This window comes from Flavobacterium xanthum, assembly GCF_900142695.1.
Taxonomy (GTDB): domain Bacteria; phylum Bacteroidota; class Bacteroidia; order Flavobacteriales; family Flavobacteriaceae; genus Flavobacterium; species Flavobacterium xanthum.
On record NZ_FRBU01000013.1, the window covers coordinates 49,521 to 76,497 of the forward strand.

Annotated in this window: 23 protein-coding genes; 12 read left to right on the top strand and 11 right to left on the bottom strand. The window is 35.2% G+C overall.

From position 1 onward, the window contains the following. The first annotated feature begins 1 nt into the window (after position 1). The 4 genes from BUC11_RS07430 to tpiA all read left to right on the top strand — a co-directional run bounded on the left by BUC11_RS07430 (position 2) and on the right by tpiA (position 3,356). Positions 2-547, top strand: a complete 546-nt coding sequence (locus tag BUC11_RS07430; protein WP_073353023.1) for a DUF1599 domain-containing protein — start codon at positions 2-4, stop codon at positions 545-547. 20 nt (positions 548-567) lie between these two features. After that, positions 568-1,668 carry a BT_3928 family protein gene (locus tag BUC11_RS07435; RefSeq protein WP_073353024.1) on the top strand — a complete coding sequence of 367 codons (1,101 nt, stop codon included), beginning with the start codon at positions 568-570 and terminating at the stop codon, positions 1,666-1,668. A gap of 357 nt (positions 1,669-2,025) precedes the next feature. Then, positions 2,026-2,520 (top strand): TlpA family protein disulfide reductase, encoded by a 495-nt coding sequence (locus BUC11_RS07440; RefSeq protein WP_073353055.1) that lies wholly within the window; start codon positions 2,026-2,028, stop codon positions 2,518-2,520. 83 nt (positions 2,521-2,603) lie between these two features. Further along, a complete protein-coding gene (tpiA, locus tag BUC11_RS07445; RefSeq protein WP_073353025.1) occupies positions 2,604-3,356 on the top strand; it encodes a triose-phosphate isomerase in 753 nt (250 codons plus the stop codon). Positions 3,357-3,410: 54 nt separating this feature from the next. Here tpiA and BUC11_RS07450 read toward each other — a convergent pair whose 3' ends face one another. Beyond that, positions 3,411-4,634 (bottom strand): porin, encoded by a 1,224-nt coding sequence (locus BUC11_RS07450; RefSeq protein WP_073353026.1) that lies wholly within the window; start codon positions 4,632-4,634, stop codon positions 3,411-3,413. A gap of 94 nt (positions 4,635-4,728) precedes the next feature. Here BUC11_RS07450 and prmA point away from each other — a divergent pair, with 94 nt between their 5' ends. The 4 genes from prmA to BUC11_RS07470 all read left to right on the top strand — a co-directional run bounded on the left by prmA (position 4,729) and on the right by BUC11_RS07470 (position 7,959). Beyond that, the gene (prmA, locus tag BUC11_RS07455; RefSeq protein ID WP_073353027.1) at positions 4,729-5,589 is read left to right on the top strand and encodes a 50S ribosomal protein L11 methyltransferase; all 861 of its coding nucleotides are present in this window, start codon (positions 4,729-4,731) and stop codon (positions 5,587-5,589) included. A gap of 46 nt (positions 5,590-5,635) precedes the next feature. Then, a complete protein-coding gene (locus BUC11_RS07460) occupies positions 5,636-5,911 on the top strand; it encodes an ATP-dependent Clp protease adaptor ClpS (RefSeq protein WP_066077086.1) in 276 nt (91 codons plus the stop codon). A 95-nt stretch (positions 5,912-6,006) separates the two neighbouring features. Continuing rightward, positions 6,007-7,278, top strand: coding sequence for a sterol desaturase family protein (locus tag BUC11_RS07465; protein WP_073353028.1), 1,272 nt, complete (start codon positions 6,007-6,009; stop codon positions 7,276-7,278). A gap of 9 nt (positions 7,279-7,287) precedes the next feature. Next, a complete protein-coding gene (locus tag BUC11_RS07470; RefSeq protein ID WP_073353029.1) occupies positions 7,288-7,959 on the top strand; it encodes a lysoplasmalogenase in 672 nt (223 codons plus the stop codon). A gap of 44 nt (positions 7,960-8,003) precedes the next feature. Here BUC11_RS07470 and BUC11_RS07475 read toward each other — a convergent pair whose 3' ends face one another. After that, entirely contained in the window at positions 8,004-8,420 is a 417-nt protein-coding gene (locus BUC11_RS07475) for a DUF6691 family protein (protein ID WP_073353030.1), read from the bottom strand. 36 nt (positions 8,421-8,456) lie between these two features. Then, a complete protein-coding gene (locus BUC11_RS07480) occupies positions 8,457-9,017 on the bottom strand; it encodes a YeeE/YedE family protein (protein ID WP_073353031.1) in 561 nt (186 codons plus the stop codon). Between the two features lie 185 nt (positions 9,018-9,202). Between BUC11_RS07480 and BUC11_RS07485 the strand changes: the two genes are divergently transcribed. The 4 genes from BUC11_RS07485 to BUC11_RS07500 all read left to right on the top strand — a co-directional run bounded on the left by BUC11_RS07485 (position 9,203) and on the right by BUC11_RS07500 (position 12,833). After that, positions 9,203-9,652: a 2-dehydro-3-deoxyphosphooctonate aldolase gene (locus BUC11_RS07485; protein ID WP_073353032.1), complete on the top strand. Its 450-nt coding sequence runs from the start codon at positions 9,203-9,205 to the stop codon at positions 9,650-9,652. A gap of 199 nt (positions 9,653-9,851) precedes the next feature. After that, positions 9,852-10,670 carry a 3-deoxy-8-phosphooctulonate synthase gene (kdsA, locus tag BUC11_RS07490; protein WP_073353033.1) on the top strand — a complete coding sequence of 273 codons (819 nt, stop codon included), beginning with the start codon at positions 9,852-9,854 and terminating at the stop codon, positions 10,668-10,670. A gap of 18 nt (positions 10,671-10,688) precedes the next feature. Further along, the gene (locus BUC11_RS07495; RefSeq protein WP_073353034.1) at positions 10,689-11,534 is read left to right on the top strand and encodes a hypothetical protein; all 846 of its coding nucleotides are present in this window, start codon (positions 10,689-10,691) and stop codon (positions 11,532-11,534) included. Between the two features lie 204 nt (positions 11,535-11,738). Then, entirely contained in the window at positions 11,739-12,833 is a 1,095-nt protein-coding gene (locus BUC11_RS07500; protein WP_073353035.1) for a PAS domain-containing sensor histidine kinase, read from the top strand. Positions 12,834-13,059: 226 nt separating this feature from the next. Here the strand turns inward: BUC11_RS07500 and BUC11_RS07505 are convergent, their stop codons facing one another. From BUC11_RS07505 to BUC11_RS07540, 8 genes are all read right to left on the bottom strand, one after another. Beyond that, positions 13,060-14,439 (bottom strand): M28 family peptidase, encoded by a 1,380-nt coding sequence (locus BUC11_RS07505; protein WP_073353036.1) that lies wholly within the window; start codon positions 14,437-14,439, stop codon positions 13,060-13,062. A gap of 142 nt (positions 14,440-14,581) precedes the next feature. Further along, a complete protein-coding gene (locus BUC11_RS07510) occupies positions 14,582-16,678 on the bottom strand; it encodes a glycoside hydrolase family 97 protein (protein WP_073353037.1) in 2,097 nt (698 codons plus the stop codon). Between the two features lie 144 nt (positions 16,679-16,822). Then, on the bottom strand, positions 16,823-19,123 hold the full coding sequence (gene bglX / locus BUC11_RS07515) for a beta-glucosidase BglX (protein WP_073353056.1): 2,301 nt from the start codon (positions 19,121-19,123) through the stop codon (positions 16,823-16,825). After that, positions 19,113-19,826 (bottom strand): carboxylesterase family protein, encoded by a 714-nt coding sequence (locus BUC11_RS07520; protein ID WP_073353038.1) that lies wholly within the window; start codon positions 19,824-19,826, stop codon positions 19,113-19,115. The genes bglX and BUC11_RS07520 overlap by 11 nt, the downstream gene beginning before the upstream one ends. A gap of 65 nt (positions 19,827-19,891) precedes the next feature. Continuing rightward, positions 19,892-20,878, bottom strand: a complete 987-nt coding sequence (locus BUC11_RS07525; RefSeq protein WP_139259439.1) for a LamG domain-containing protein — start codon at positions 20,876-20,878, stop codon at positions 19,892-19,894. Positions 20,879-20,933: 55 nt separating this feature from the next. Next, on the bottom strand, positions 20,934-22,316 hold the full coding sequence (locus tag BUC11_RS07530) for a glucoamylase family protein (protein WP_073353040.1): 1,383 nt from the start codon (positions 22,314-22,316) through the stop codon (positions 20,934-20,936). A gap of 86 nt (positions 22,317-22,402) precedes the next feature. Then, positions 22,403-23,872: a RagB/SusD family nutrient uptake outer membrane protein gene (locus BUC11_RS07535; RefSeq protein WP_073353041.1), complete on the bottom strand. Its 1,470-nt coding sequence runs from the start codon at positions 23,870-23,872 to the stop codon at positions 22,403-22,405. A gap of 4 nt (positions 23,873-23,876) precedes the next feature. Further along, positions 23,877-26,858, bottom strand: coding sequence for a SusC/RagA family TonB-linked outer membrane protein (locus BUC11_RS07540; RefSeq protein WP_073353042.1), 2,982 nt, complete (start codon positions 26,856-26,858; stop codon positions 23,877-23,879). Positions 26,859-26,977 lie beyond the last annotated feature (119 nt).

Sequence of the window (26,977 nt, forward strand, 5' to 3'; positions counted from 1 at the left end):
AATGAAGAATACTTCAAAGGAATATGACACCGTTATTGCAACATGTCGCGCGCTGTTTGTCAACAAAATGAAAGATTACGGCTGTGCTTGGCGCATTTTAAGATTGCCCTCGCTTACCGACCAAATCTACATTAAAGCCCAAAGAATTAGGAGCTTACAAGAAAACGAAGTTCGTAAAATTGAAGAAGATGAAACAGGCGAATTTATAGGAATCATCAATTATTCCATTATGGCGTTGATTCAACTGGAATTAGGCGTTGCTGACCAACCTGAATTAAGTGTTGGAAAGGCGACTGAATTATACGATTCCAAGGTAAAACTGACCAAAGATTTAATGGAAAATAAAAATCATGATTATGGCGAAGCTTGGCGCGAAATGCGTGTGAGCTCGCTAACCGATTTGATTTTACAAAAATTACTTCGCGTCAAACAAATTGAAGACAATAAAGGAAAAACTATAGTTTCTGAAGGAATCGATGCTAATTATCAGGATATGATTAATTATTCGGTTTTCGCGTTGATTTTAATGGGTTTTGGAAATAAATAATATAAGCAATCAAAAAAAAAATGAAAAATATAATTACTCAATTTTCTAGAATTTTCGTTGGAATACTGTTCATAATTTCGGGATTAATTAAATTAAATGACCCTATTGGTTTCTCCTATAAACTGGCAGAATATTTCAGTGAACCTGTTTTCAATATGCCTTTTTTCGTACCGTTTGCATTAGCAATCGCGTTGTTTTTAGTAATTTTAGAAGTAGTTTTAGGAATTATGCTTCTTATTGGATATAAAACTAAATTTACTGTTTGGAGTTTATTACTCTTAATCGTGATGTTCACTTTCCTAACTTTTTATTCTGCTTATTTTAATGTGGTGAAAGATTGTGGTTGTTTTGGCGATGCTTTGAAACTGACGCCTTGGCAATCCTTCACAAAGGATATTGTCCTGTTATTTTTTATCATTATATTGTATTTTAATAGAAAATTGATCCAGCCATTGTTTAACAATAACGTTCAAAATATTGTTATTTATGCCAGTATCGTTTTATCATCCTTACTGGGAGTATTGGTTTTGAATCACCTACCACTAATCGATTTTAGACCTTTCAAAGTGGGAAATAATATCCAAAAAGGCATGCGTATTCCTGACGGTGCGGAAAAATCAGTGGTTGAAATGGTTTTTATTTACAAAGTGGGTGGTGTTGATAAAGAATTCACTGAAAAAGACTTAATGAATATTCCAGAAGGAGCCGTATTTGTAGACCGAAAAGACAAAGTTATTACGGAAGGTTATGTACCCCCTATTCATGATTTTACTATGGAAAAAGAGGGTTCAGACTATAAAGAAGAATTTTTAGAATCACCAAAAGTGATGCTAATTGTGGCCTACGATTTAGTACATGCAGATGAAGATGGCTTAGCCAAAATGGAAAAGCTACATACAGATGCTAAAGCAAAAGGATACCAAGTAATTGGGATGACCGCTTCCTCACCAGAAGAAATAGCGACAGCAAAAAAGCAATTCGGAATGACCTTTGATTTCTATTTCTGTGATGCGATCACCTTGAAAACCATTGAAAGAGCTAATCCTAGTATCGTCATTCTAGATAAAGGAACAATACTGCAAAAAGTGCATCACAATGATCTCGCAGATTTGAAATTATAGACGAAATTTCAGTTAGTATTCAAGTAAGAGAAACTAAGAATACTTTTATGTTACTATTATTTTTTATAAAATTAGGATGGGAACTTCAAGCACTTTTTAGGAGTGCTGGCAGGTTCCCATCCTTTTTATATTGGACCTATCAGTGAACTGTAAGACAAGAAATAGTAGGATAAAAAGCATTATTTTTTAGTCTAAAAAACAAAAGGCATGCTACTGATTTGAAATTTTTTTTTATCCTAATTATTTATCAACTACAACGATATCATTACGTATTATTAAAGTTCAACTTCCAAAAAAGAGCATTCTATGGGAATGGTTCAAATTGTTTTATTAACTTTGTTAGAAAACAATTTGATAATGAAAAAAATAATACTACTACTAATTACAGCTGTAACATTTTCGTGTTCTAAACCTCAAAAAACAGAATTCTCCAAAGCTGCTTTATCAGAAACCCTTTTAGCCACGGATGGAAGTCAAGTCGCTTTTAAAGATATCTTGGAAAAACATAAAGGAAAAACTGTAGTCATTGAAGTCTGGGCCTCTTGGTGCGGTGATTGCGTAAAAGCAATGCCAAAACTAAAAGAACTACAAGCTAAAAATCCTGATGTTTCGTACCTGTTTATTTCAATGGACAAAACCGCTGATAAATGGAAAATTGGAATTGAAAAACACGATTTAAAAGGAGATCATTTCATGGCAAATGACCAGATGAAGGGCGTTTTTGCCACAGCTGTGGATGTAGATTGGATTCCGAGATACATAGTCGTTGACAAAAACGGAAAAATCGCTTTGTACCGTGCTATTGAAACTGATTTTGATCAAATCAACGAGACCTTGGAAAGTTTAAGATAAAATTTCTAAAACAAAGAGAAAGGGAATTCTATTGAAAGAACTTTCAAAAATTTAAAACCAAAACTAAAAATAACACAACTAAGATGAGAAAAAAAATTGTTGCAGGAAACTGGAAAATGCATAAAAATGCAGAACAAACAGAAGATTTATTGAATGAATTAATAGCAAAAATCCCAACTGAGACGATAGTACAAGTTATTGTAGCTCCTACTTTTGTAAACTTGGCTTCTGCTGTTGATCATTTAGAATTTACTAATATTGAGGTTGCTGCGCAAAATGTTCATCAAGCAGAAAGTGGTGCTTTTACTGGCGAAATCTCCGCTGATATGTTGAAAAGTGTAGGTGTGGATACTGTAATTCTGGGACATTCAGAACGCAGGGCTATTTTCCATGAAACAGACGCATTAATAGCGAATAAAGTAAATACCGCATTGGAACATGACATGAGAGTTATCTTTTGCTTTGGAGAAGAATTAAAGGACCGTCAATCTAAAAATCATTTTAATGTCGTTGAAAATCAATTAAGAGATGGTATATTTCACATTGAAACTAAGGACTGGGAAAGTATTGTTTTGGCCTACGAGCCAGTTTGGGCAATAGGAACTGGAGAGACAGCTTCTCCAGAACAAGCACAAGAAATGCATGAGTTTATCAGAGAAACAGTTCGCAAAGCTTTTGGAAGTGCTATTGCTGAAAACGTATCTATCCTTTATGGTGGAAGCGTAAAACCGGACAATGCAAAAGAAATTTTCTCAAAACCAGATGTTGACGGAGGTCTTATTGGTGGTGCCGCACTCAAAGCAGACGATTTTGTTGCCATCGTAAACGCATTATAAAAGTTTATTAAAAAACATAAAAAAAGCGGTGATTTTCTCTATCACCGCTTTTTTTTATATGCCTATCTCCACCTGAAAACGCACATACCAATTATTTTTTATACTTCCATCAAAATAATTTAAAGTATCAAAAGTTAATTCACTTTGAAGTTTGAAACTGTGCTCCCAAATATATTTAGTTAAGCCCACCGTATATTGTTTGGAATTTGGGGCTAACGCCTGAATATCTTTCCCTAGTTTTTGTGTTGAATATCGCCCAATGACCTCATAATTTGAAGGAAAATTATAACTCAACTGATAATCAAATCCACTACCAACATAAGCGAAATTTGATTGTGAACTATCCTCTGGATTTACTGTCACAGCATTTCTTGACGTAACCCTAGACATGTAACTTGACATTGCAGCCCATCCATTGTATTTTAACATGGCATCTAACATTACTGATTTCATCGTGCGCTCTTCAAATAAATCATTTCCTAATTGCCCTTGTGTCCTTTTGGCGTGATTATTTTGTTGAAAAGCTCCAGAAAGTAATAATTTAGGTCTTTTTTCTCTGATGATATCCCCTTCAAAATAAGTTCCGTCTTTAGCAAAAGATCCAAAAGGCAAAAGTTCCACTTTACCAGTCACTGCGACTCCGGCATCCGAATTTCCGGTGATGTTGCGTCCTTCACCACTAGAAATAGCCGTTTTAAAATTATATGAAAATTTATCTTTAAATTCATTCATATTATGGACTTGAAAACCAAAATCCCTATCAATCGTAAAGCGGGCATTATTAATAGAGCGATCCGTTAATTGCAACCCCCCAGATGAATTAACACGCTGACGATTTCCAGGTAATTTAGTTTGTCCAAAACTAATATTCCAATGTTTGTTGGGTCTGTAAAAAACAACTGCGTCCCGAATAATATTTAAATTTTCCCCTTCTTTAATTTCTCCCACATCACCTGGGGCAAAAGATAATTGAATGGCATACAAGAATTTTGGCGTTCCTACATATCCATCCAATCGCAAACGCAAGCGTCTAATTTGTCCATCGTAAGCTCCATCTTCCCCATCATTCTCTAGATAAGTTACTCTGTTTTGCATCCGAAACCGAATATTCAATTGGTATAAACTGTCCGGAGAAGTAATTCCAATTCCTTTTCCAAAGCTGTAGTACGGAAGTGCCGATAATTTTAAATCGTTATCCTGTTTCGTTTGTTTGATGTTTTCTTGCGCAGTTCCTAAAAAACTGTACAAAAACACCAAAAAAAGTGTCGTTTTTTTCATTGTTAGTAGTGTGTTCCTTTTGCAAATGTAAAATAAAAATTGATTTCCAAATGCGATTTAAATAGTGATTGTTACCTTTGCAAAAAAAAGAAGCATGTCAAACATATATATTGGATATCATTTTACTATTGAATCAAAAGACCAAAGCGATAGCGAACAAGCGAAACAATTAGGTTCTGAAATATTAATCGCCGAGTTAGGAGAAAAAGCGTTTGAGAGTTTTACCGAAACGCAAGCGGGAATTTCCGCTTTTGTTCAAAAGGATTTATGGGACGAAACTATTTTAGAAGACATTCATATTTTGCAGTCGGAAGAGTTTACAATCACGTATACTTTTGAAGAGATAGCACAAGTCAATTGGAATGAAGAATGGGAAAAGAATTTTGATGCCATAGATGTCGATGGAAATTGCCATGTCCGTGCGCCTTTTCACCCAAAAACAGATGCCGAATTTGATATTGTAATCGAGCCAAAAATGAGTTTTGGAACGGGTCACCATGAAACAACGCACATGATGATTCAACATTTACTAGAAATGGATGTTACCGGACAAAAAACGCTCGACATGGGCTGTGGAACTGCAATTTTAGCAATCCTTGCTGAGATGAAAGGAGCACAACCTATCGATGCCATTGATATTGACAACTGGTGTTACCTAAACTCTATTGAAAATGCAGAACGCAATAACTGCAAACACATTACCGTTTATGAAGGAGAAGCTGCTTTATTGGCAGGCAAAAAATACGATTTGATTATTGCCAACATCAACAGAAATATTTTGTTGAACGATATGCAAAGTTATGTTGACAGCTTAAATCCAGATGGAACATTGCTTTTAAGCGGTTTCTACCAAGAGGATATTCCATTCATAGACGCTTCTTGCACGGAGAAAGGATTAACTTATGTTAAAAAACTAGAAAGAAACAATTGGGTATCTTTAAAATATGTAAATTAGTAGTGATGTTTTTTTATTAATTACGAAAGTACAAAAACCTACAAAAATGAGTACTAAAGAAAAAGTAAGAGAAAGAGTAAGTGTCAAAGAAGCAATACAATTAGACCATGAAATTGTAGTTTACAACGATGATGTAAATACTTTTGACCATGTTATTGAAACTTTAATTCGCGTTTGTGATCACACGCCTGAACAAGCAGAACAATGCTCCTTGATTGTGCATTATAACGGAAAGTGTACCGTAAAAACAGGTTCTTACGAAAAATTGAAACCACAATGCACCCAATTATTGGAAGCAGGTTTAAATGCAGAGATCATTTAAAGAATAGTAGAAACTTCCCAGAGAGAAATAAAGTACTGTGCATCATTTAAAAACATTTTCTTTTATTCTATATTTGAATATTAAAAATAGTTTTTATGGAAGAATATGGTAAAATTTTAGTTTTTGTAATGCCCATTTTTTTAATTTTAATTATCCTTGAAAAAATATATGGGCATTACAAAGGAGAAGATACATCCCCCAATATGGACTCTGTTTCGAGTGTTAGCTCTGGAATGGTTAATTCCTTAAAAGATGTATTGGGACTCAGTATCACGCTAGTTTCCTATGATTGGATTGCCTCTAAAATAGCTTTATTTGAATTAGAGGCAACTGTTTTAACTTATGTTATTGGATTCATTGCTATCGATTTTTATGGCTATTGGAGCCATCGATTGTCTCACCAAATTAATTTCCTATGGAATAAACATGCCATTCATCATAGTAGTGAGGAATTCAACTTGGCATGCGCCTTGCGTCAACCCATTTCAAGTTTTGTCAACTTGTTTACCTTTTTATTGATTCCAGCAGCCCTATTAGGAGTTCCCTCCAAAGTGATTGCGATTACCTTACCCATCCATTTATTCCTGCAATTCTGGTACCATACTAAGCACATTAAAAAAATTGGTTTTCTAGAACAAATATTGGTTTCTCCCTCACATCATCGGGTACATCATGCCATAAATCCCGAATATATGGATAAAAATCATTCCCAAATATTTATAATTTGGGACAAATTGTTTGGCACTTTTCAAGCAGAATTAGCAGCGGTTCCGCCCGTTTTCGGCATAACGAGACCAGCACGAACATGGAATCCAATCCGCATTAATTTCCAACATTTGTCATTGCTAATTACAGATGCTTGGCGCGCCGAAAACTGGAAAGATAAGTTTACAATTTGGTTCAAACCTACAGGTTGGCGTCCAGAAAATTTTGAAGAAAAATATCCAGTAACGAAAATCACCAATGTATATAACTTTGAAAAATATGGAACTCTACATTCCAAAAAACTGATGTATTGGTCCATTTTTCAGGCAATTGTTACTTTATTATTAATTAGCTATCTGTACAACTCCATTGCAATAATAGGCTTACCAAATGTATTTATTTACGGTGCTTTTATTTTTTTGACCGTTTATAGTTACACGGAATTAATGGATACGCGCAAAATTTCTATACTATGGGAAAGTATTCGTTTTGTGGTTGGTATTGGATTAATTTTCTATTTTGGAGATTGGTTTGGAATGAACCAACTTTTTCCTTTTGCCAGTTACATTATTGCGGGTTACCTTCTTTTATCTCTAGTAGTAACGCTCTATTTTGTAAAAAGTAATTTTGAAAAACAAACATTAATGGTACTTCAATTCTAAAATCAACTTATGAAAAGCAACATAATAGTAAAAAGTTTTATTGGTTTTAGTCTGGTTTATCTTTTGCTAATTCTATTGGGAAGAGAGGATATTGCATGGTTTTTAAAACCATTTTTATTGTCGTTTTTAATTCTGGCAGTTTATGCACATGAAAGATTCGTTACCAAAAAAATTCTATTAACCGCATTGACACTGTCTTGGATAGGTGATATGATCTTAATGTTTGCGGATCAAGGGAAGTTTTATTTTATCGCAGGATTAATTGCTTTTCTACTTTCGCATATTTTCTACATCCTGCTTTTTAGCAAACAATTAAAAATATATTTAAAGAAAAGTAAAATCATTTATTGGGTTGGAGTTACTGCTATCGCCTTTTATTTAATTGTGCTGCTGTTGCTTTTATTACCTACTTTGGGAGACTTAAAAATTCCAGTTATTATTTATGCACTGACAATTTCAATTATGCTATTATTTGCCTTGAAAGGCTTTTTGAACTGGCAAAAACCAGCTAATATCTATATTCTGATTGGAGCTATTGTTTTTGTAGCATCAGATAGTATTTTGGCATTGGACAAATTTTATACCCCATTGCAATACAGCTCCTTTTTAATTATGACAACTTACCTCATTGCGCAGTACTTGATTGTTAGGGGCATTTTGAAATTAAACCAAAAAAAGTAGTGTTTTCCATTGAAAACACTACTTCATCGATAGCTTTATTTTCATTAATGGGGCAATTTACTCTTTAATAATCCGTAGAGATAGGTTCCTACAAGTGCTCCAAAAAGCACAATTAATACAGTCCAAAAACCAGCACCAAGCAAAATGAATATAGGCCCTGGACAGGAACCCACTAGAGCCCAACCCAATCCAAAAAATAGTCCTCCAATCCAGTACCGTGCTGATCCTTTTTCTTTGTCAGGAATTTCAATGGATTCTCCTTTAATGTCTTTGATGTTGTTTCGTTTTATGATTTGGATTCCAATAATTCCTGTCAAGATCGCAACCGAAATAATTCCGTACATGTGAAAAGACTGAAATTGAAACATTTCATAAATGCGATACCAGGAAACCGCTTCTGATTTGGTCAATACAATTCCGAAAACAAATCCAACCAAAAGATATTTTACTATATTTTTCATACTTTTTATTTAAAATTTTTAATGATGATTACTTTACTAGTTTAGAATTAATGGCAATAAAAAATGAGCCATAATCAAACCACCGATAAAAAACCCAATCACCGCTTTCAAAGAAGGAATTTGCAAATTACTTAATCCTGAAATAGCGTGGCCTGAAGTACAACCTCCGGCATAACGCGAGCCAAAACCGATCAAAACACCTCCAACAAGCAGAATAAAAATGCTTTTTGGAGATTCTAAAATAGAGTTTCCAAAAAGTGCCTCTGGCACTAATTTTCCATTAGGAGCATCGATTCCGAGCTCCGCTAATTGTGCAATCGTTTTAGGGTTGATAGCTACATTTGAAGCATCACTCATAAAATGTACGGCAACAAAACCACCTAACATGGCTCCTAAAACGACCACTAAATTCCACCGTTGTGCTTTCCAATCAAAATCAAAAAAGGCTACTCGTTTTCCTAAACCAGCCATAGAACAAAGCGAGCGTAAATTAGAAGACATCCCGAATGATTTACCAAAATAAATAAGCGCTAACATAATCATACCGATCAAAAACCCAGAAATATACCAAGACCAAGTTTGAAAAATTACATCCATAATTGTTTTTTTTGGGCAAAGATAAGAAGCATTTTAGCAGATAAAATGATAAATAAAAAATTCCGTGAAAAAGGTTTCAAAATATCTCTGAAACACGTTTCACGTATAAAGTTCTGTTTATCTTTGTGGCATTGTAAACATAAGATTCTCTAGTTACATTTTTCCCTTTTAATACTACCTACAACATGAAAAAATCGATTCTATTTTTTGCTATACTAATTGGCATGACCTCTTGTTCGAGTATACAATCTACTTTGAAAAATACGGATGATAATGCCCCAAACCTAGTGCTGAATAAAGACAATACATTTGTAATTACAGAATATAGTAAAGACAAAAAGTATGGCTTTGACAAAGACTATCCTATCAATCTATTTTTCAATAACACGAAAAATGAAACCGTTAATCAACAACGATTTTTCAATGCGCTTGCTGGGCCTAATGGTGAAAAAATAACTTTTATAAAATTAGAAAACTGCTGTCCGTTTCCGACAAAAAGAAGTGAACTTGGCGCTGGATTTTTAGAGGTATTTGAAATAAAATGGGCTGGGCAAAAAAAACCAATTCTACTTTACTTAAACATCTATGAAAAAGGTATTTTGATGGTTCCAGTGGGACTTACATTGAAAAAATAATCCCTTTAAAATCCCATAACATCCATGTTTACCAATTCCCTAGCCCTGATGGAAGTGGAAATCCTCCCGTTTTTCAGGGAGATTGAAGCGAACAGCAGGAAACAGCTCCTAAAAAAAAGTTAATGCACCAAATTATTTGGAAATCATAAATCGTAAATCGTAAATCATAACTACCTTTGCACCTTTAAAAAATCATACTATGAACCTACAACATATTCCACAAATCAAATATACTGAGAGTGGCAATTTCTTTCTTCTAGCGGGTCCTTGTGCTATTGAAGGGGAAGAAATGGCTATGCGAATTGCCGAAAAACTAGTTGGTATTACTGATAATTTACAAATTCCTTTCGTTTTTAAAGGTTCTTTCAAGAAAGCCAATCGATCTAGAATTGACAGTTTTTCAGGAATTGGAGACGAGAAAGCATTGAAAATCCTTAGAAAAGTTTCGGAAACGTTTAAAGTTCCTACCGTTACCGATATTCATACCAATGAAGATGCTGATATGGCTGCTCAATATGTTGATGTGCTGCAAATTCCCGCTTTTTTAGTGCGCCAAACTGACTTGGTCGTGGCTGCTGCCAATACTGGAAAAGTAGTCAACTTGAAAAAAGGACAATTCATGAGTCCAGAAAGCATGAAGCATGCCGTTCAAAAAGTATTGGATTGTCACAATGAAAACGTGATGGTTACGGACAGAGGAACCATGTTTGGCTACCAAGACATGATTGTTGATTTTAGAGGAATTCCTACGATGCAACAATATGCTACTACCGTTCTTGACGTTACCCATTCGCTCCAACAACCCAACCAAACAGCTGGAGTTACTGGCGGAAGACCTGATATGATTGAAACTATCGCCAAAGCTGGTATCGCTGTAGGCGTAGACGGAATTTTTATTGAAACTCATTTTGATCCTGCTAATGCAAAAAGTGATGGTGCTAATATGTTGCATTTAGATTTTTTTGAATCCTTAATGACTAAGCTAGTTGCCATCAGAAAAACAATTAATACATTTTAAATTTAGGCCCCAAATACATTGAAACATTTTTTATTATATTCCGCATTCCTTACTATTATATTTACCAATAACGCAACTGCACAGGAAAATACAGAAATTCAAAATAAATATACAACACATAACAAAGGGAAATTTTTTATGTCATGGGGAGGAAACAGAGACACCTACTCCAATTCAGACATCACTTTTAGAGGTAAAGATTATAATTTTACATTAGAAAATGTGGAAGCTCATGACAAACCAAAAGGTTGGCATGTGGATTATATTAATCCTTCGAGAATGACGATTCCCCAAACTAATTTTAGAATGGGGTATTTCATTAGTGACCATTACAGCGTAGCAATAGGAGTAGATCACATGAAATATGTCATGACGCAAGATCAGGCTGTTCCTATTGATGGCTATTATCAAAATCCAGGATCGTATGATGAAATATTGCCCAACAATCAAGTGTTATTGACAGAAGAATTTCTGAAGTACGAGCACACTGATGGTTTAAATTATGTCAATACTGAAGTATCCAGACATGACGATATCTCCTCAATGTTCGCTATTGAAAACACTGATAAAATTCAAATCAATTTAACGGAAGGAGTTGGTTTTGGTCTATTGTATCCAAAAACAAACACAACTTTATTGGGAAAAGAACGACATGATGATTTCCATGTTTCGGGCTATGGTACCTCGTTAAAGGCAGGATTGAATGTTACTTTTTTCAAGCACTTTTATTTACAAGGAGAACTCAAAGGAGGTTACATCAACATGCAAGACATTCGAACTACACAGAATACTGAAGACAGTGCTTCTCAAGACTTTTTCTTTTTCCAGAGAATTATCGCAGTGGGAGGAATATTTAGAATTTAATTCATCCTATATAAAAAAATTAAATAAGCTGTCATAAATGATGGCTTTTTTTATGAATTTGATTTAAAAAAACAAAACGTATAAAATTAACAAGTGTTTCATTTTTTTTTCTTTTTTTTAATTTTAATTAGTTAAATTTATAAATCGGATTTGCTAGTTTCAAGTTGCGTAATTTTAATACAGTATAATTTCTTAAAATTATAAATGACCAAAAATAACACCACTATACCTTCTTTAAAAACAGACTATCACTTTGATAATTTTTTTAATATCTCAGCAGATTTCATATGCATTGCAGGATTTGATGGCTATTTTAGAAGAATAAATCCCGCTGTTTCAAAGTTATTAGGCTTTACGGAAGAGGAATTATATTCTCGACCTATCAGCAGTTTTGTTTACACACCGGACCTCCAAATCACTATAGAAACCAGAGAACAAGTTTATAAAAACAAACCTCTTTTAAATTTTGAAAACCGCTATTTAACAAAAAGTGGCGAAATTGTCTGGTTATCATGGACATCAATGCCTGTTGAGTCGGACAAATTAGTCTATGCAATTGCTAAAAACATCACCCATAAAAAAAGAATGGAAGAAGAGCGCAATTTGCTTATTGCAAATTTGACGCAAATCAACAAAGAACTAACCGTTTTGTCTCATAAAACTTCGCATGATTTAAAGTCTCCCATAAATAATATGCTTTCTGTTTTCAGCCTTATAGACGTTTCAAAAATCAATGATCCAGAAACGTTGGAGTTAGTAGAAATTCTTAAATTAACCAGTGAAAATTTAAAACAAACTTTAAATGATTCTATTGATCAATTAGTAGAAAACGAAAGTATAAATACTCAAATTGAAGAAATAAATTTAAATGAATCACTTGAAGAAGTCCTAATTTCCATAAATTCTCTAGTCCAAGATTCAAAAGCAGTTATTAAAGTTGACTTTTCAGCTTTTGAGAATATTACTTTTAACAAAGCATATATCAAAAGTATTTTTTTGAATTTAGTAACCAATTCAATTAAATATGCAAAACCACAAAAAACACCCATTATTACCATCCAATCTAGAAAAGTCAATGGAGTAAATCAATTAATTTTTTCTGATAATGGACTCGGTTTTGACATGGATAAAGTTAAAGATAAGATTTTTGGCTTATACGAAAAATTCCATAATAACATAGACAGCAATGGAATAGGATTGTATTTAGTGTACAATCACATCACTAGTTTAGGCGGAAGAATCGCCGTGGAAAGTAAAATAAATGAAGGTGCTACATTCACAATTTCTTTTAAATATTAAAAAAAATGATTGTAATTAGTTGGAAATATTTAATGTCGCACTATAAAATGAGTGGAATAATTTTTAACATATAAGTCATGTAAGTATTAAACCTTAAATGACCTTATTGTTACTTAAGTTATATAAGCTCAACAGAAGTGAAACTTAAACTTTTATGACTTATATGGTAAAAAAAATGCGACATTGTTTTATTCTTATTGCTTAAAACCAAAAACTATTGCTTTTTTTACTTAGCTATACCGTTTTGATCCATCAAATAAAGCAAAGAAGCCATTGCTGCCGCTCCTAGTTCCAACTCTCTTTTATTGACAGCATCAAAAGTGTCATTTGCAGCATGATGATAATCAAAATAACGTTGAGAATCTGGTTGCAATCCGACTTTTACAATGTGATTGGATTGTAACGGACCGATATCAACCCCGGAATGTCCCTTTACAAATTTGTGTATTAAATACGGTTCAAATAAAGTTGACCAACTGCTAATTTTGTTAAAATTTGCTTCGTCAGCTTCAATTGAAAATCCTCTTGGAGAAAATCCTCCCGAATCACTTTCTAAAGCAAAAATATGATTTTCATTATTTTTATTGGATTGTGTTTCATATTCTTTTCCGCCTCGAACACCGTTTTCTTCATTCATAAACAACACCACGCGTAACGTGTTTTTAGGTTTGTAACCAATATTTTTGAAGATATTCAACACTTCCATACTTTGGACACATCCTGCGCCATCGTCATGAGAACCATCTCCAAGATCCCAAGAATCAAGATGCCCGCCAACAACCATTATTCTTTCAGGATGTTCAGAACCCGTTATTTCACCGACTACATTATAGGACAACACATCATCAAAGGTCTCGCAAGATTGCTTGAAATATAATGCTGCGTTTGGATTTTGTTTTAAACTTTTACTTAAAAGTTCTGCTCCGTTTGTACTAATGGCTGCAGCCGGAATTCGTTGTTCTTTGGCAATATCTCCATAATTAGTTGCACCGGTATGCGGTAAATCATCTAAGCGCAAATTCATCGATCTGACAATAACGGCTAAAGCACCTAGTTTTCCAGCTTCTCTTGCTCCTGATGATCTTTGGTCTACGCAACTTCCGTAGGCTTTGAAAGTTTCTATGAATTCTGGATTCATCGGTCTATTAAAGAAAATAATTTTTCCTTTTACTTTTGCTTCTCCTAATGCAGTCAGTTCTTCCAAACTATTTACTTCTAGTATTGGTGCTTGCAATCCTTTTTTTGGAGTGGCAACTGAGCCACCCAACGCACATATTGGGAAAGTGATCTTTTGTTTCCCCATTTGTAAATACGCTATTTCTTTTTCGCCTCGAACCCATTTTGGCACCATTACTTCCTGAAGGTACACTTTATCTAAACCTAGTGTTTCTAATTGTGCTTTGGTATACAAAACCGCTTTATCGGCTCCTGTGGAACCTGATAATCGAGATCCAATGGTGTTGGATAAATGTTCCAGCCAAGGATAACATTTGGCATTAGTAAGGGAAGATTTATAAATATCTTTTAACGCTTGTTCGTCTTTAGTTTGCGCAAAAACGGTGATTCCACCAAATAAAAGTGCGGCTAAAACAATTGATTTTTTCATAATAAATTTGGAGCTTTTTTTGGTATTCTTCTTTACAATTCTGATTTTGGTTGCTTTCGCAATTTCGTAATTCTTTGCGAATATTTCAGGTTAGATTCAAAAAAAATCCTGCAAGTTTAAAAGTTCTGGCAGGATTTAATACTTATTGGATCGGTTCAAAACTGATTGCTGTTCCTCCACCTGGAGCCAAATTCAATTTGATTTTTGATTTGCTGGTCACCATAATAGTCTTGATTTTATAAGCGATAGGATTGTTTTGCCAATCAGCATTTTTAGCATCTTCATAAATGATGGCTTTGTATTTTTTCCCTTTGGTCAAGAAGTCTAATTTTGTTTCTGATTTTCTGGCATTCTCATCGGTGATTGCTCCTAAAAACCATGTTTCTTTTCCTTTTGTTTTTCGGGCAACTGTCACATAATCGCCTGGTTCCGCTTCTAAATATTTACTTTCGTCCCAATCCGTTTCAACATCTTTGATAAACTGAAAAGCATCTGGGTATTTCTCGTAATTTTCTAATAAATCGGCCGCCATTTGCAGCGGAGAATACATCGTTACGTACAAAGCTAGTTGCTTGGCTAAAGTGGTATGAACCTGCTCCGTTTTATTTTTATCATAATAGCTCATTTTAATTTCGAATATTCCCGGCGTGTAATCCATAGGTCCGCCCAATTGTCTGGTAAATGGCAAAATAGTTTCATGCATAGGCGGATTTCCAACGCTCCAAGCATTGAACTCATTCCCACGAGCCGCTTCGGCAGCGATATAATTAGGATACGTTCTTCCAAAACCAGTTGGTCTTGACGATTCATGAGAGTTGATCATAATCTTATAATCCGCAGCGCGTTTTACCACAAAGTTAAAATGATTCACCATTGATTGCCCGTCATGAAATTCGCCACGCGGAATGATTTTGCCCACATAACCCGATTTTACCGCAGAATATTCGTAGTTTTTCATCAAATCAAAAGCGCGATCCAAGTGTCTTTCGTAATTGCTTACGGAACCCGATGTTTCATGATGCATGATCATTTTTACGTTTTTTTCTTTGGCGTAAGCCGAAAGAGCCGCAATATCGAAATCCGGATAAGGCGTGGTGAAGTCAAAAACTTCCTCTTTCCAGTTTCCATTCCAATCCTCCCAACCTACATTCCAACCTTCGACAAGAACCCCGTCGAAACCGTTTTTTGCAGCAAAATCAATATATCGTTTCGTGTTTTCGGTAGTTGCGCCGTGTTTTCCCGATGCTTTAGGTGCATCTGCAAAATTAGTGGCATTTTGAGAACCGGCATAATCCCAAGTCGATTTTCCTACGTGCATTTCCCACCAAATTCCAACATATTTCATAGGTTTGATCCAAGAAGTATCTTCTAATTTTGACGGTTCATTTAGGTTCAAAATCATCTTAGAACTTACAATATCCCGAGCATCATCACTAATCATGATGGTTCTCCAAGGCGATACACATGGCGTTTGCAAATAGGCTTTATCACCAATAGCATTCGGAACTAATTCAGCTTTTAATTTGTAATTTGTCACATCAGCATTCAAATGCATGACTGGATAATTTACTACTGCCGCTTCAAAAATATTGAGATACAAACCGGAAGGCGCTTTCATCATCAACGGCGTTTGAACCATGTATTTCCCTGGAATTGATTTTACTCCAATTCCGTTATTCATATTGATTTTGGAGTTATCAATATCAGAAAATTTAGTTTCGTTGTATTCGTATTCATTGCTGTCGAAATCTCCTGGAATCCAAAATACTTTATTGTTTTCAGTTAAATTAAATTGGGTAACCTCATCCGAAATAATAAAATAATTGAGCTCTGCTTGTTTTGGAAAATCATATCTGAAAGCTACTCCTTCATCAAAAACTCTAAAAATGATATTCATTTTCACCTTCGTTTCTTTGTTTAGCAGGGAGATAATAAGTTCGTTGTAATTATTAAGAATACTAGATTGTTCCCCTAAAACAGGTTTCCAAGACTCTTTGAAAGTACTTGCTTTTGAAGTCAGTATTTCAAAATTTGCATCTAAAGCTGGTTTTTCTTTTAATTTTATTCCCAAAGCACTTTCTAAAACGACTGCTTTATTTTTATAGTTGACCGCATAAGAAGGCTGTCCGTTAGCCTCTAATTTAAAACTTAAGGCAATTTTACCCGAGGGCGATGCGACGTTTTGCGCCTGTGCAAAACTCAATACAAAGAGCAGGCAAAGAGAAAATAAATATTTCATTTTGATTGATTTTTTTGAATTGATAAAAGTAAATAAAATAGGGTTGTATTAAAGTATCCGTTTTAACAAATCCATTTTTTTTGTTACAAAAAAAACCCTCCGATATAAATACCGAAGGGCTGATCTTAAATAAACAAACCAAATTTATTTAATCAACTCAAAACTAACCTTGTTATCAGTACTGGAATTCGTACCTACAAATACATCAAATCTACCAGGCTCAGCGATAAACTGCAGCTCTGAATTATAAAATTTTAATTCTTCAACTGAAATTTCAAAAGTAACCGTTTGTTTTTCTCCTTTATTAAGAGCAATTTTCTGGAAACCTTTCAACTCTTTTAGTGGTCTTGTAACGGAACCCACTAGATCTCTTATGTACAACTGGACCACTTCTTTACCTTCAAAATTTCCTGTATTGGTAACATCAACAGTAACTTTTACATTCTCATTGAAGTTCATTTTATCCGATGAAATTTTCAAATTTGAATATGCAAAAGTTGTATAGCTCAATCCAAAACCAAACGGATATAAAGGTTCATTTCTTTCGTCGATATAATTCGATCTGAATTTTTCGAACTTTCCTTCTTTATTACCTAACGGTCTTCCCGTGTTTTTTTGATTGTAATAAATAGGGACTTGACCAACGCTTCTTGGAAAAGTAGCCGTTAATTTTCCAGAAGGGTTTTCATTTCCAAACAAAACATCAGCAATCGCACTTCCGGCTTCACTTCCTGCAAACCAAGTATTCAAAATAGCTGGAACTGTTTCATTTTCCTGTACCAAAACCAATGGACGACCTGTAAATAAAACTAGCACAACTGGTTTTCCTGTTTTCAATAAGGCTTGCAATAAATCTTTTTGTGCCTGTGGAATCTCTAAGTTCGTTCTGCTGCTGCTTTCTCCAGACATTTCTGCTGATTCGCCTAAAGCAGCTACAATCACATCAGATTGATTTGCAATTTTCAAGGCTTCCGCCAATAATTCTTCGGAAGTTCTGTTATCGCGGTGTAACGTTTTACCGAACATGGTTGCTTTTTCTTCGAAAGCGGCATCATAATCCAGATTGCTCCCTTTGCCGTAAAGCACTTTCGTATCCTTCCCAGCCACTTCTTGGATTCCTGCTAGTAATGAAATGGATTTTTCCATATTTGTAGCTACACTCCAAGTTCCTGCCATATTTTCTTTGGCATCAGCCAATGGTCCGATTAAAGCAATCGTTCCTGATTTTTTAAGCGGAAGCAACTGATTGTTGTTTTTCAATAAAACTAACGATTGTGCAGCAATATTTCTTGCTTCATCTCTATGACTTTTTGTAAAAATTTCTGTTTTAGCTCTTTTTTCATCACAATATTTGTAGGGATCTTGGAAAAGTCCCAAATCATATTTGGCATTCAAAATAAGACGTGCAGCGTTATCAATTTGTTCAATGGTTACTTTTCCTTCTTCTAATGATTTTTTTAAAGTCGTCAAGAAACCTTCGCCCACCATATCCATTTCTATTCCAGCATTCAGGGCCAGAGCAGAAACCGTTTGTAAATCGCCCATTCCGTGTTCGATCATTTCAGGGATTCCAGTAAAATCAGTTACTACAAAACCTTTAAATCCCCATTGTTTTCTTAAAACATCAGTCATTAACCATTTGTTTCCGGTTGCTGGAATTCCATCAATTTCGTTGAAAGACGCCATTACTGAACCTACACCGGCATCGATAGCCGCTTTATAAGGCGGAAAATAATCGTTGTACATTCTAATTCGGCTCATGTCCACCGTATTGTAATCACGTCCTGCTTCTGGCGCGCCGTACAAAGCAAAATGTTTCACACACGATAAAATGGTATTGTTTTTTGACAAATCATTTTGTTGGTAGCCATTGACCATTGCTTTTGCAATTTCGCTTCCTAAAAACGGATCTTCACCGGAACCTTCAGAAACTCTTCCCCAGCGTGGATCGCGGGAAATATCAACCATCGGAGAAAATGTCCAGTTAATCCCATCGGCACTCGCTTCCTGAGCAGCGATTTGAGCACTTCTTTCAATTAATTTCATGTCCCAAGTTGCGGATAATCCTAGCGGAATAGGAAATGTCGTTTCATAGCCGTGAATAACGTCCATTCCAAAAAGCAACGGAATTTTCAATCGGCTTTTTTCGACGGCAATTTTTTGTACTTCTTTTATTTTTTGAACCGATTTTATATTGAATAAGCCACCCACTTTTCCGTCTTCGATATTCTTCGCCACATTAGAACTGCTTGCTGCACCGGTAGTAATATCGCCGGAAGTAGGCAAATTCAATTGTCCAATTTTCTCTTCCAAAGTCATTTTCGAAAGTAAATCTGCTACGAATTCTGTTCTAGGTTTAATTTTAACCTGCTTTTTAGAGATCTTTTTTTGGCTGTAGCCAAAAAGTGAAATTCCAAAAAGTAGTATGATCAATTTAATTTTCATCTTGTCTGTTTTTTGTTTGTTTGAACATCCAGTCATATATATCTTGGTTGTCATATACTCGTGACCAACTGTCGTGATTGGCATCATCAAAAATTGTTAGTGTCACATTAGTATTACAGGTTTTTAATTTTTTATACATCGCAATCGAATAGTCGACATTTACAACATCATCAAGTAAACCATGAAAAATTCGGGTTGGGATCGCTGCAATTTTACAGTTTTCAATCATAGGAATTCGATCTACATATCCTGCAATAGGTACCAAAGCGGCAAAGGTTTCAGGATGTGCTACAACCAAATTCCAAGCGCCCCAGGCTCCCATACTAAGACCTGTGAGATAAATTCTGTTGCTGTCGATGTTATTCTCTTTCTGGATTTTAAGAATCAATCGGTAGAGCACTTCTTCATTCCAATATTCATTTTCCGGGCATTGTGGTGCCAAAACATAAGCATCGATTTCGTGATTTTTCAAATACTTGAATGGTCCATGCGCTTTTACTTTTTCGATATCAGTTCCTTTTTCACCAGAACCGTGAAGAAATACAATTAAAGGTTTTTTCTCTTTAGTATTTTTAGGAATGTGTAAAGCAAAAGCCAATTCGCGTTTTTGTACGATTTCGGTTTTTAGGGTACCAATTATATCACTTTGTGAAAACATAAATTGCGTTGCACAAAGCAGTAGAAAAAGAAGCTTTTTATTCATTAGAAAAGAATTAAAAAAAACAGATTACTTTTAAGATTAAGTAATCTGTTTTTGATGTAAAATTATTATCTGTTTGTTTTTTCCAATTTATAAAGCGCTACTACTTCACTTGTGCTTAAAGCTGATTTATAAATTCTCATTTCGTCCAGCAACCCGGCATAATCAGTAGCCCAGCCTTCGTCTCCATGCGTAGTTGTTAACGATGGTGAAGTACTAAATTGATTGGATCCAATCACTAGCTGAGATAAATTTGGAGTTGCAAAAACCAATGCACCGTATAGTGGAGCGTTGTTTGGGTTTGCATTGCTTCCGTCAGGACCACCTGGATTATCACCATAAAGAATACAAGAACCAGTTACATCAGTAAAAGGACCATAAGGAGTTCCGTAAATACTACTCGTACCTTTTTCTCCATTTTTATAAACAGTGTATCTCGAAGTTACGGCATCATAAGTTAAAACTACTTGAATCCAAGTATCAATTGCACCATCGATATTAAAAATTGGGCCTTGTCCTCCCCAAGCTACTCTTTTGTTTTCAATTCCCATTTTCAAACGAAGGGTATTAGGTCTTGCATTATCAGGATTTTCAAGAAACAAGTTTAAGCCTCCCCAAAAACCAGCTGGGTTTACTAAAGAAAATATTCCTTGAATCCCTTTTCCTTGTCCTGGAGCACCACCATCAGGAACGGTTTGTCCGGATTTCATCCAAAAACTGAAACTGAAACTACTCAATGCACCTACAGCAGTTGCATTATTGTAAACTGCATAACGCTCCTGCGCATTCGAACCTTGAAAAGCCTGTCCTTTAATACCTTCTGTGTAGGTTACATTTTTTCCGGTTCCTGTCAGTCCGCCTTTTGTATCGGCTATGCTATTATCGAAATTCCATTTTGCAATCAGATTTTCTGCATTTACATCATCAGATGTATTGTAAGAACCTATTGGAGGATATTCTAATGGCTCATTACTGTCTACATTATCTGAGCAACTTGTCAATAACTGCATTGAAAATACCGTAGTAAGACAAAATATTTTTATACTATTTTTCATGTTTTATATTTTATTAATTACAAATAATTATTAGTATTTCTTTGGATGAATTTGGTTAAAAACCATATTTACCAGAATGAAAACCAAGATTAATCAAACCTTGTTTAACCTCCGGAGCATTCATGAACAACTGCCACAATAAACCCGTACGATAATTCTCTAACATCACCATTTCTGGTCCTTGGTCAATCGCCAAATAACGTTGCGCTGTCCATTGATAATGCTGGCTGTGTGCATCATAAAATCCAGCCACACCCCAAGTTTCTGTTTTATAATTTTCATACAAATTACGTATGAAAGCTTTAGATTCTAGCGGAGTATACACTATCGAACTTATCGCAGCTGTTGGCGAAATAACGCCTTTGTCATTGCTTGGCATGTGCGCATCATAACCTATTGAGCCATCGCCATTACGAGAATACGAAGCCGTCAATCCCCAATAATTAGCACCATATCCTTTGAAATTTTTTGGATTAGCCACAGCATATAAATAGTTGATTTTAGTATGATTGGTATTCAAATCCCAATAATTGGCATATTTGTCCGTCAATTGATTTGGGTCCAAACCTAAATAAGAATAATGAGCCCAAAATAAAGGTCCGCCAAATTCTTCAGCTCCATTGTGTTTTAAAATCAAAGGGAGATTGTATTTGGTTTTGGCTGAAACTATGCCACCACTTCTTGCCCATCCTTCGTGATAAGCTGCTGGAGCAATTGCGTGTGTTGGTGAAGCTGCTGCCATGACATACGTAATCAAACATTCATTGTAGCCTTCCAGCGGAAAATTCATTTCCCAATTGTAATTAGGAGACCAATGCCAGAACAATTTGTTTTGATTGTTAGTGTACCATTGCCATTCGACTCCTTTCCATAACGTATCGAATTTTTGGGCTACAGCTTTTTCTTCGGTTGTTCCGTTTTTAAAGTATTCGCGAACAGTTATCATTCCTGCTACTAAAAAAGAGGTTTCTACTAAATCACCGCCATTATCTTTAGTCCCAAAAGGAATTACGCGACCTGTAGTACCATTGATCCAATGTGGCCATGCACCGTGAAAACGCTCTGCAGTGTTCAGAAAATTAGCAATTTTGTTCAAACGGTCCGCTCCTTGTGCTTTTGAAATATAACCACGAGACATTCCTGAAACAATCGCCATCAAACCAAAACCAGAACCACCTGTGGTAACAATATTTTGATCAAATGAAGGATCCTGTGGAATATAACGTTCTCTGGCCATCCCTGAATTTGATTCCGCATAATCCCAAAAATAAGCGAAAGTTTGTTTTTGAACTACATCTAACAATTCGTCATCCGTTAGTTTTACCACCGGAGGAACGGTAACTGGCGGTGTAACTACGGGACCATTATCTGTACTTGATCCAGAAGAATCACATCCAAGAAACGTAATGAGCATAAATAAAGCTGAAAATTTAATCATTTTTAGATTTTTTATGTGTTTGTCCTTGCCTCTAACTCCTTCCTGAACTAGCTAAGAAAAGAGAAAAGGTGCTGGATTTTTTTTAATTAATACCCTGGATTTTGTGTCGCTTTTCCATTAGCTTGTGTGATGAATTTTTGAGGAATCGGAAACAATTCATGTTTACCTTCTACAAAAGTTTTTCCATCTGCCGCCATAACTGCTTTTGCCTGACCTGTTCTAACGATATCAAACCATCTGTCATGCTCAAAAGCCAATTCATGTCTTCTTTCTGCTCTGATAGCAGCTCTCAAAGCAACTTGTCCTGTAGCGGTTGTATTAGCTAAACCAGCTCTGCTTCTTACTCTATTTAACGGTCCTGTAACATCACCTGTACCGCTTTCGTTTGCAGCTTCCGCTTGCATCAATAATACTTCTGCGTAACGCAAGACGCGGATATTTTTAGTAGTTTCCCAATCCCCATTAAACGTTTCTGCTGTATTACTTACATACGCTTTTTCATTATATCTCGGATTAGCAACAAGTGGAGAAACTATTCTGCCGTCCCACATCGTTTCGCCTGCAAAAATAATTGTAGCGTCTCTTCTTACATCGCCAGTTTCATACGAATTAGCTAAACTTGCCGAAGGAGTATTGAAACCCCAGCCCCAGCCACTTGTTCCTCTGGCTCCTTGAGAAACCATATACCCTTCAATCCCTTGCGATGGATTTCCTCCGTAACCACGGATTTCAAAAATAGATTCAACACTATCCTCTCCAACTTCTCTCCAAATTGTAGCATAATCAGTAACTAAATTATATCCGGTTACAGCAGTACTTTGGTCTTTGACACCTTGCCAATTTCCTTGGTACAGATATACCTTAGCTAATAAAGCATGAGCAGCACCTTTTGTTGCTCTTCCCAAATCAGAAATTGCGTAGCCGGATTTTTCAGGAAGTGCAGCAATAGCCGCTAATAAATCTGTTTCGATGAATTTATAAACCTCTTCTTTCGATTTGCGAATTAATGTCATATCGGTATCTTCGGCTGATGATGGAACCGGAACGTGATCCACAATTGGCACACCACCGTAACATCTAACCAGATTAAAATACATTAGAGCGCGAAGAAATTTAGCTTCACCTGTTAATCGTTCTATAACAGCAGCATCCGCTTTGTCTAACCTCGGAAGGTAGTTTAGCGCAATATTGGCCTTGCTTATCCCTTGGTAATTAGTTTCAAAAACTTCTTGAACAGATAATGAAGTAGCATCTAAGGTCAATGCATCACACTTGTCTTTATCGGTCCCTGAATCTCCCGGATCTGATCCTTTATCAGCATCATCTGAGGTCATACTGGTTAATCCGTTCCATGAAAATGAACTCGCACTAAAGCTTAAAGCGTTGCTATAAATAGCCGTTACAAAACTTTTTGCTCCTTCATTGTTATTATAGATTGTTAGCAAATCGGCTTCGGCAATGTTTTCTGTGGGAGCGACTTCTATAAAATCATTGGAACAATTACTAGAAAGCAGCGCTACAGCTACTAAAGTTATGGGTATAAATATTTTTTTCATCTTATTAAAATTTTACGTTAGCACCAATAATGAAAGAACTCAATGTCGGATAAGCATCTAACTCAATTCCTTGCAGTCCCATTGGATCACCATCATTATTCAATTCTGGAGAATATCCGGTGAATTTTTGAGATATAAATGGATTTATAGCACTTGCATAAATACGAACTGAAGAAACAGATTTTGTCATTTTAGGTAATGTGTATCCTAAAGTAATGTTGTTTACTCTAAGGAAAGCTCCTGATTCTAAATAGTAATCTGAAGATAATGGAACTGAATTAAACGGTGCCGGATTTCCAGCAGTAGTATTTGATGGAGTCCAAAAATCAGTAGCTATACTGGCTTCAATATTTTCGTTACCAAAACGTTGTGCTTTTTTACCGTTATACACTTTGTTTCCGCCTACTCCGTAACCGTCAACTGAAAAATCAATGTTTTTGTATTCAAAACCTAAATTCATACCATAATAATACGTTGGTAATGAAGACCCAAAGAATTTTCTATCTGTTTCCACTGGATTAGAAGTAATTCCGCCATCTTGATCAAAATAAGTGAAATTACCATTCGCATCGTAACCCGCTACTTCAAACAAATAGAAACTTCCCAAAGGTTCTCCTACTTCCAATCGTTTTGTAAACTGACCGTTGTTAATGGAACCTCCATTTTGTCTAATGGCTAATGGATTGTATACTTTTGAAACTTCATTTTTATTATTCGAATAATTGGCACCAATCCAATATTTTAAATCATCATTGATGTTATCATCCCAACGCAACGAAACTTCAAATCCAGTATTAGAGATTTCACCGGCATGAGCTGGAGTAGCTCCTGTACCCACTGTAAGCGGTGGAGTAACATTAAGTATTACATTAGATGTATTTTTATCATACCAATCAAATGATCCAGATAATTTGTTTTCTATAGCTTTAAAATCTAAACCAACAGAAGCCTCATCCGTAATTTCCCAACCCAAAGTAGGGTCAATAAATGCACCAATAGTTGTTCCTGAATAAAGTGAACCTCCAAAATCATATCCTAATCCAGCACCAGAACTAAAAGTTTGTTGGTTAATAGGAACATTTTGATTCCCTAATCTTCCCCAACCACCTCGTAGTTTTAAGAAATTAATTGTTTTACTTTCTGCAAGGAAGCCCTCTTTTGAAAGAACCCATCCTAAACCAAATGACGGGAAATTACCCCATTTATTATCGGAACCAAATTGTGAAGAACCATCTCTACGAATCGTACCCGTGAAAAGGTATTTTTCCATTAATGTATATTGAAATCGAGCAAAATACCCAATTAAATTTCTTTGATTTCCAATAACGTGTCGTGTTACAAGATTATTAGAAGGAGCATTAGACAAATTTAAACTCCAATAATTAGAGTTTTCAGGTACGTTTCTGCCTCTTACTTCTAATTCTTCACGGCTTCCAAATTCTTGAGCTGACATACCTAATGTTACTTCAACATCATGAATATCGGCAAACTTTTTATTGTACGTCAAGAAATTATCAAAATTCCAGTTAAAGTAATCGCTTCTTCCAGTTACCAATTCATTTATTGGCTCTGAAGCCGAGTAATTAGCCACATCTCTTGAAGGATCTGCTGCCAACCATAATTCACGTGTAGGCGTATAAGAAAATCTTTTAAAAGTATTGTACTCCAATCCAACTCTAGATGTGAATTTTAATTCTTCAAAAATTTTGTATTCCAGTCCAATACTTCCCTGTAGCAATAGATTTTTTTGTTCCTCGGTAAAATAGTTTAATTGAGCTACAGGATTTCCAACGTTATTAAATAAAGATCCAGTAGTTGAAGCTTGTCCATCAGCCCCAATAATTGGCATTCCCCATCTTCCATTGTCATAACGCACTGGTACCAAAGGCGATTGTTTGTAAGCCGAAGTAAAAGCAGATAATGGCTTTGGCGTAGACTTAGATATCGAACCACTTAAAGTTTGAGTGATTTTTAGTTTATCCGAAAGCTTGTAATCGTTATTATTTCTAAAAGTAAAACGATTAAAATCCAATCCGTCTAAAACACCTTTTTCGTCATAATAATTCAAACTGAATAAATAATTGATTTTTTCAGATGCACCAGAAATGGATAAATTATTAGACGAATACATTCCTAATCTAGTAATTTCATCAAACCAATTCGTATTATAACGTTGATCTGTTGAAAATCTAGTGTTTTGTTCTGCCACATCAGAGTAATAAGCAAACCGATTAGAACCAGCCATTTTAACTGTTTTTAGCGGTGTACGAACCCCGTAAAAACCATCATATTCAACCGTCGTTCTGTCTCCTTTTCCTTTTTTAGTAGTGATAATAACTACTCCATTAGCCGCTTGATTACCATAAATTGCTAATGATGAAGCATCTTTTAAAATATCAAAAGACGCAATATCATTTGAATTTAAATTATTAATATTTTTGGTAGGAATACCATCCACAACATATAATGGTGTTCTATCAGCACCATACGTACCAATACCTCTAATGATAAGTGAAGGAGAGGCACCTGGCACATCAGTTCCAATAACTTGAACACCTGCTGCTTTTCCTTGAATCGCTTGCGTGGCATTCAGTACTTTCGTTTTGGTGATATCCGATGCGGAAAGTTGTGAAATTGAACCTGTATTATCTGATTTTTTTCGAGATCCATACCCAATAATAACAACCTCTTTCAATTCAGTATCCTTTGAATCGCTTAATGTTATATTCATTACCCCGTCAGTTGCTGTAACAGAAATAGCTTCGAAACCGAGCATACTTATTTTTAATACCTCACCGATTTTGGCATTGATATCAAAATTACCATCAAAATCAGTATCAGCAGAAGTTTTAGATTCAGTTGCAATAATAATTGCTCCAGGAATTCCTAACCCTACCTTATCCACTACTTTTCCCTTAATTACTTGACCAGACATGTAGGCTGGAAGCAATAGGAGTGCTAAAAAGCTAAAAATAATATTTCTCATATATTAATAATTTGTTAAATTAATTACAGCCAAAGTAGATAATTACAACGTTATAGTTAGTTAAATGAAATTACTACATAATTACATCAAAATTGTAAAATAAGACAATAAATCAATGT

What these genes read in the sequence shown, in the direction of transcription:
- BUC11_RS07460 (WP_066077086.1), top strand. Translation starts at nt 5,636, where the DNA reads ATGAGTACTAAAGAAAAAGTAAGAGAAAGAGTAAGTGTCAAAGAAGCA.
- BUC11_RS07510 (WP_073353037.1), bottom strand. Translation starts at nt 16,678, where the DNA reads ATGAAATATTTATTTTCTCTTTGCCTGCTCTTTGTATTGAGTTTTGCA.
- BUC11_RS07525 (WP_139259439.1), bottom strand. Translation starts at nt 20,878, where the DNA reads ATGAAAAATAGTATAAAAATATTTTGTCTTACTACGGTATTTTCAATG.
- kdsA (WP_073353033.1), top strand. Translation starts at nt 9,852, where the DNA reads ATGAACCTACAACATATTCCACAAATCAAATATACTGAGAGTGGCAAT.
- BUC11_RS07480 (WP_073353031.1), bottom strand. Translation starts at nt 9,017, where the DNA reads ATGGATGTAATTTTTCAAACTTGGTCTTGGTATATTTCTGGGTTTTTG.
- BUC11_RS07475 (WP_073353030.1), bottom strand. Translation starts at nt 8,420, where the DNA reads ATGAAAAATATAGTAAAATATCTTTTGGTTGGATTTGTTTTCGGAATT.
- BUC11_RS07435 (WP_073353024.1), top strand. Translation starts at nt 568, where the DNA reads ATGAAAAATATAATTACTCAATTTTCTAGAATTTTCGTTGGAATACTG.
- BUC11_RS07505 (WP_073353036.1), bottom strand. Translation starts at nt 14,439, where the DNA reads ATGAAAAAATCAATTGTTTTAGCCGCACTTTTATTTGGTGGAATCACC.
- BUC11_RS07500 (WP_073353035.1), top strand. Translation starts at nt 11,739, where the DNA reads ATGACCAAAAATAACACCACTATACCTTCTTTAAAAACAGACTATCAC.
- BUC11_RS07520 (WP_073353038.1), bottom strand. Translation starts at nt 19,826, where the DNA reads ATGAATAAAAAGCTTCTTTTTCTACTGCTTTGTGCAACGCAATTTATG.
- tpiA (WP_073353025.1), top strand. Translation starts at nt 2,604, where the DNA reads ATGAGAAAAAAAATTGTTGCAGGAAACTGGAAAATGCATAAAAATGCA.
- BUC11_RS07535 (WP_073353041.1), bottom strand. Translation starts at nt 23,872, where the DNA reads ATGAAAAAAATATTTATACCCATAACTTTAGTAGCTGTAGCGCTGCTT.
- BUC11_RS07485 (WP_073353032.1), top strand. Translation starts at nt 9,203, where the DNA reads ATGAAAAAATCGATTCTATTTTTTGCTATACTAATTGGCATGACCTCT.
- BUC11_RS07470 (WP_073353029.1), top strand. Translation starts at nt 7,288, where the DNA reads ATGAAAAGCAACATAATAGTAAAAAGTTTTATTGGTTTTAGTCTGGTT.
- prmA (WP_073353027.1), top strand. Translation starts at nt 4,729, where the DNA reads ATGTCAAACATATATATTGGATATCATTTTACTATTGAATCAAAAGAC.
- BUC11_RS07465 (WP_073353028.1), top strand. Translation starts at nt 6,007, where the DNA reads ATGGAAGAATATGGTAAAATTTTAGTTTTTGTAATGCCCATTTTTTTA.
- BUC11_RS07530 (WP_073353040.1), bottom strand. Translation starts at nt 22,316, where the DNA reads ATGATTAAATTTTCAGCTTTATTTATGCTCATTACGTTTCTTGGATGT.
- BUC11_RS07430 (WP_073353023.1), top strand. Translation starts at nt 2, where the DNA reads ATGAAGAATACTTCAAAGGAATATGACACCGTTATTGCAACATGTCGC.
- BUC11_RS07450 (WP_073353026.1), bottom strand. Translation starts at nt 4,634, where the DNA reads ATGAAAAAAACGACACTTTTTTTGGTGTTTTTGTACAGTTTTTTAGGA.
- bglX (WP_073353056.1), bottom strand. Translation starts at nt 19,123, where the DNA reads ATGAAAATTAAATTGATCATACTACTTTTTGGAATTTCACTTTTTGGC.
- BUC11_RS07440 (WP_073353055.1), top strand. Translation starts at nt 2,026, where the DNA reads ATGAAAAAAATAATACTACTACTAATTACAGCTGTAACATTTTCGTGT.
- BUC11_RS07540 (WP_073353042.1), bottom strand. Translation starts at nt 26,858, where the DNA reads ATGAGAAATATTATTTTTAGCTTTTTAGCACTCCTATTGCTTCCAGCC.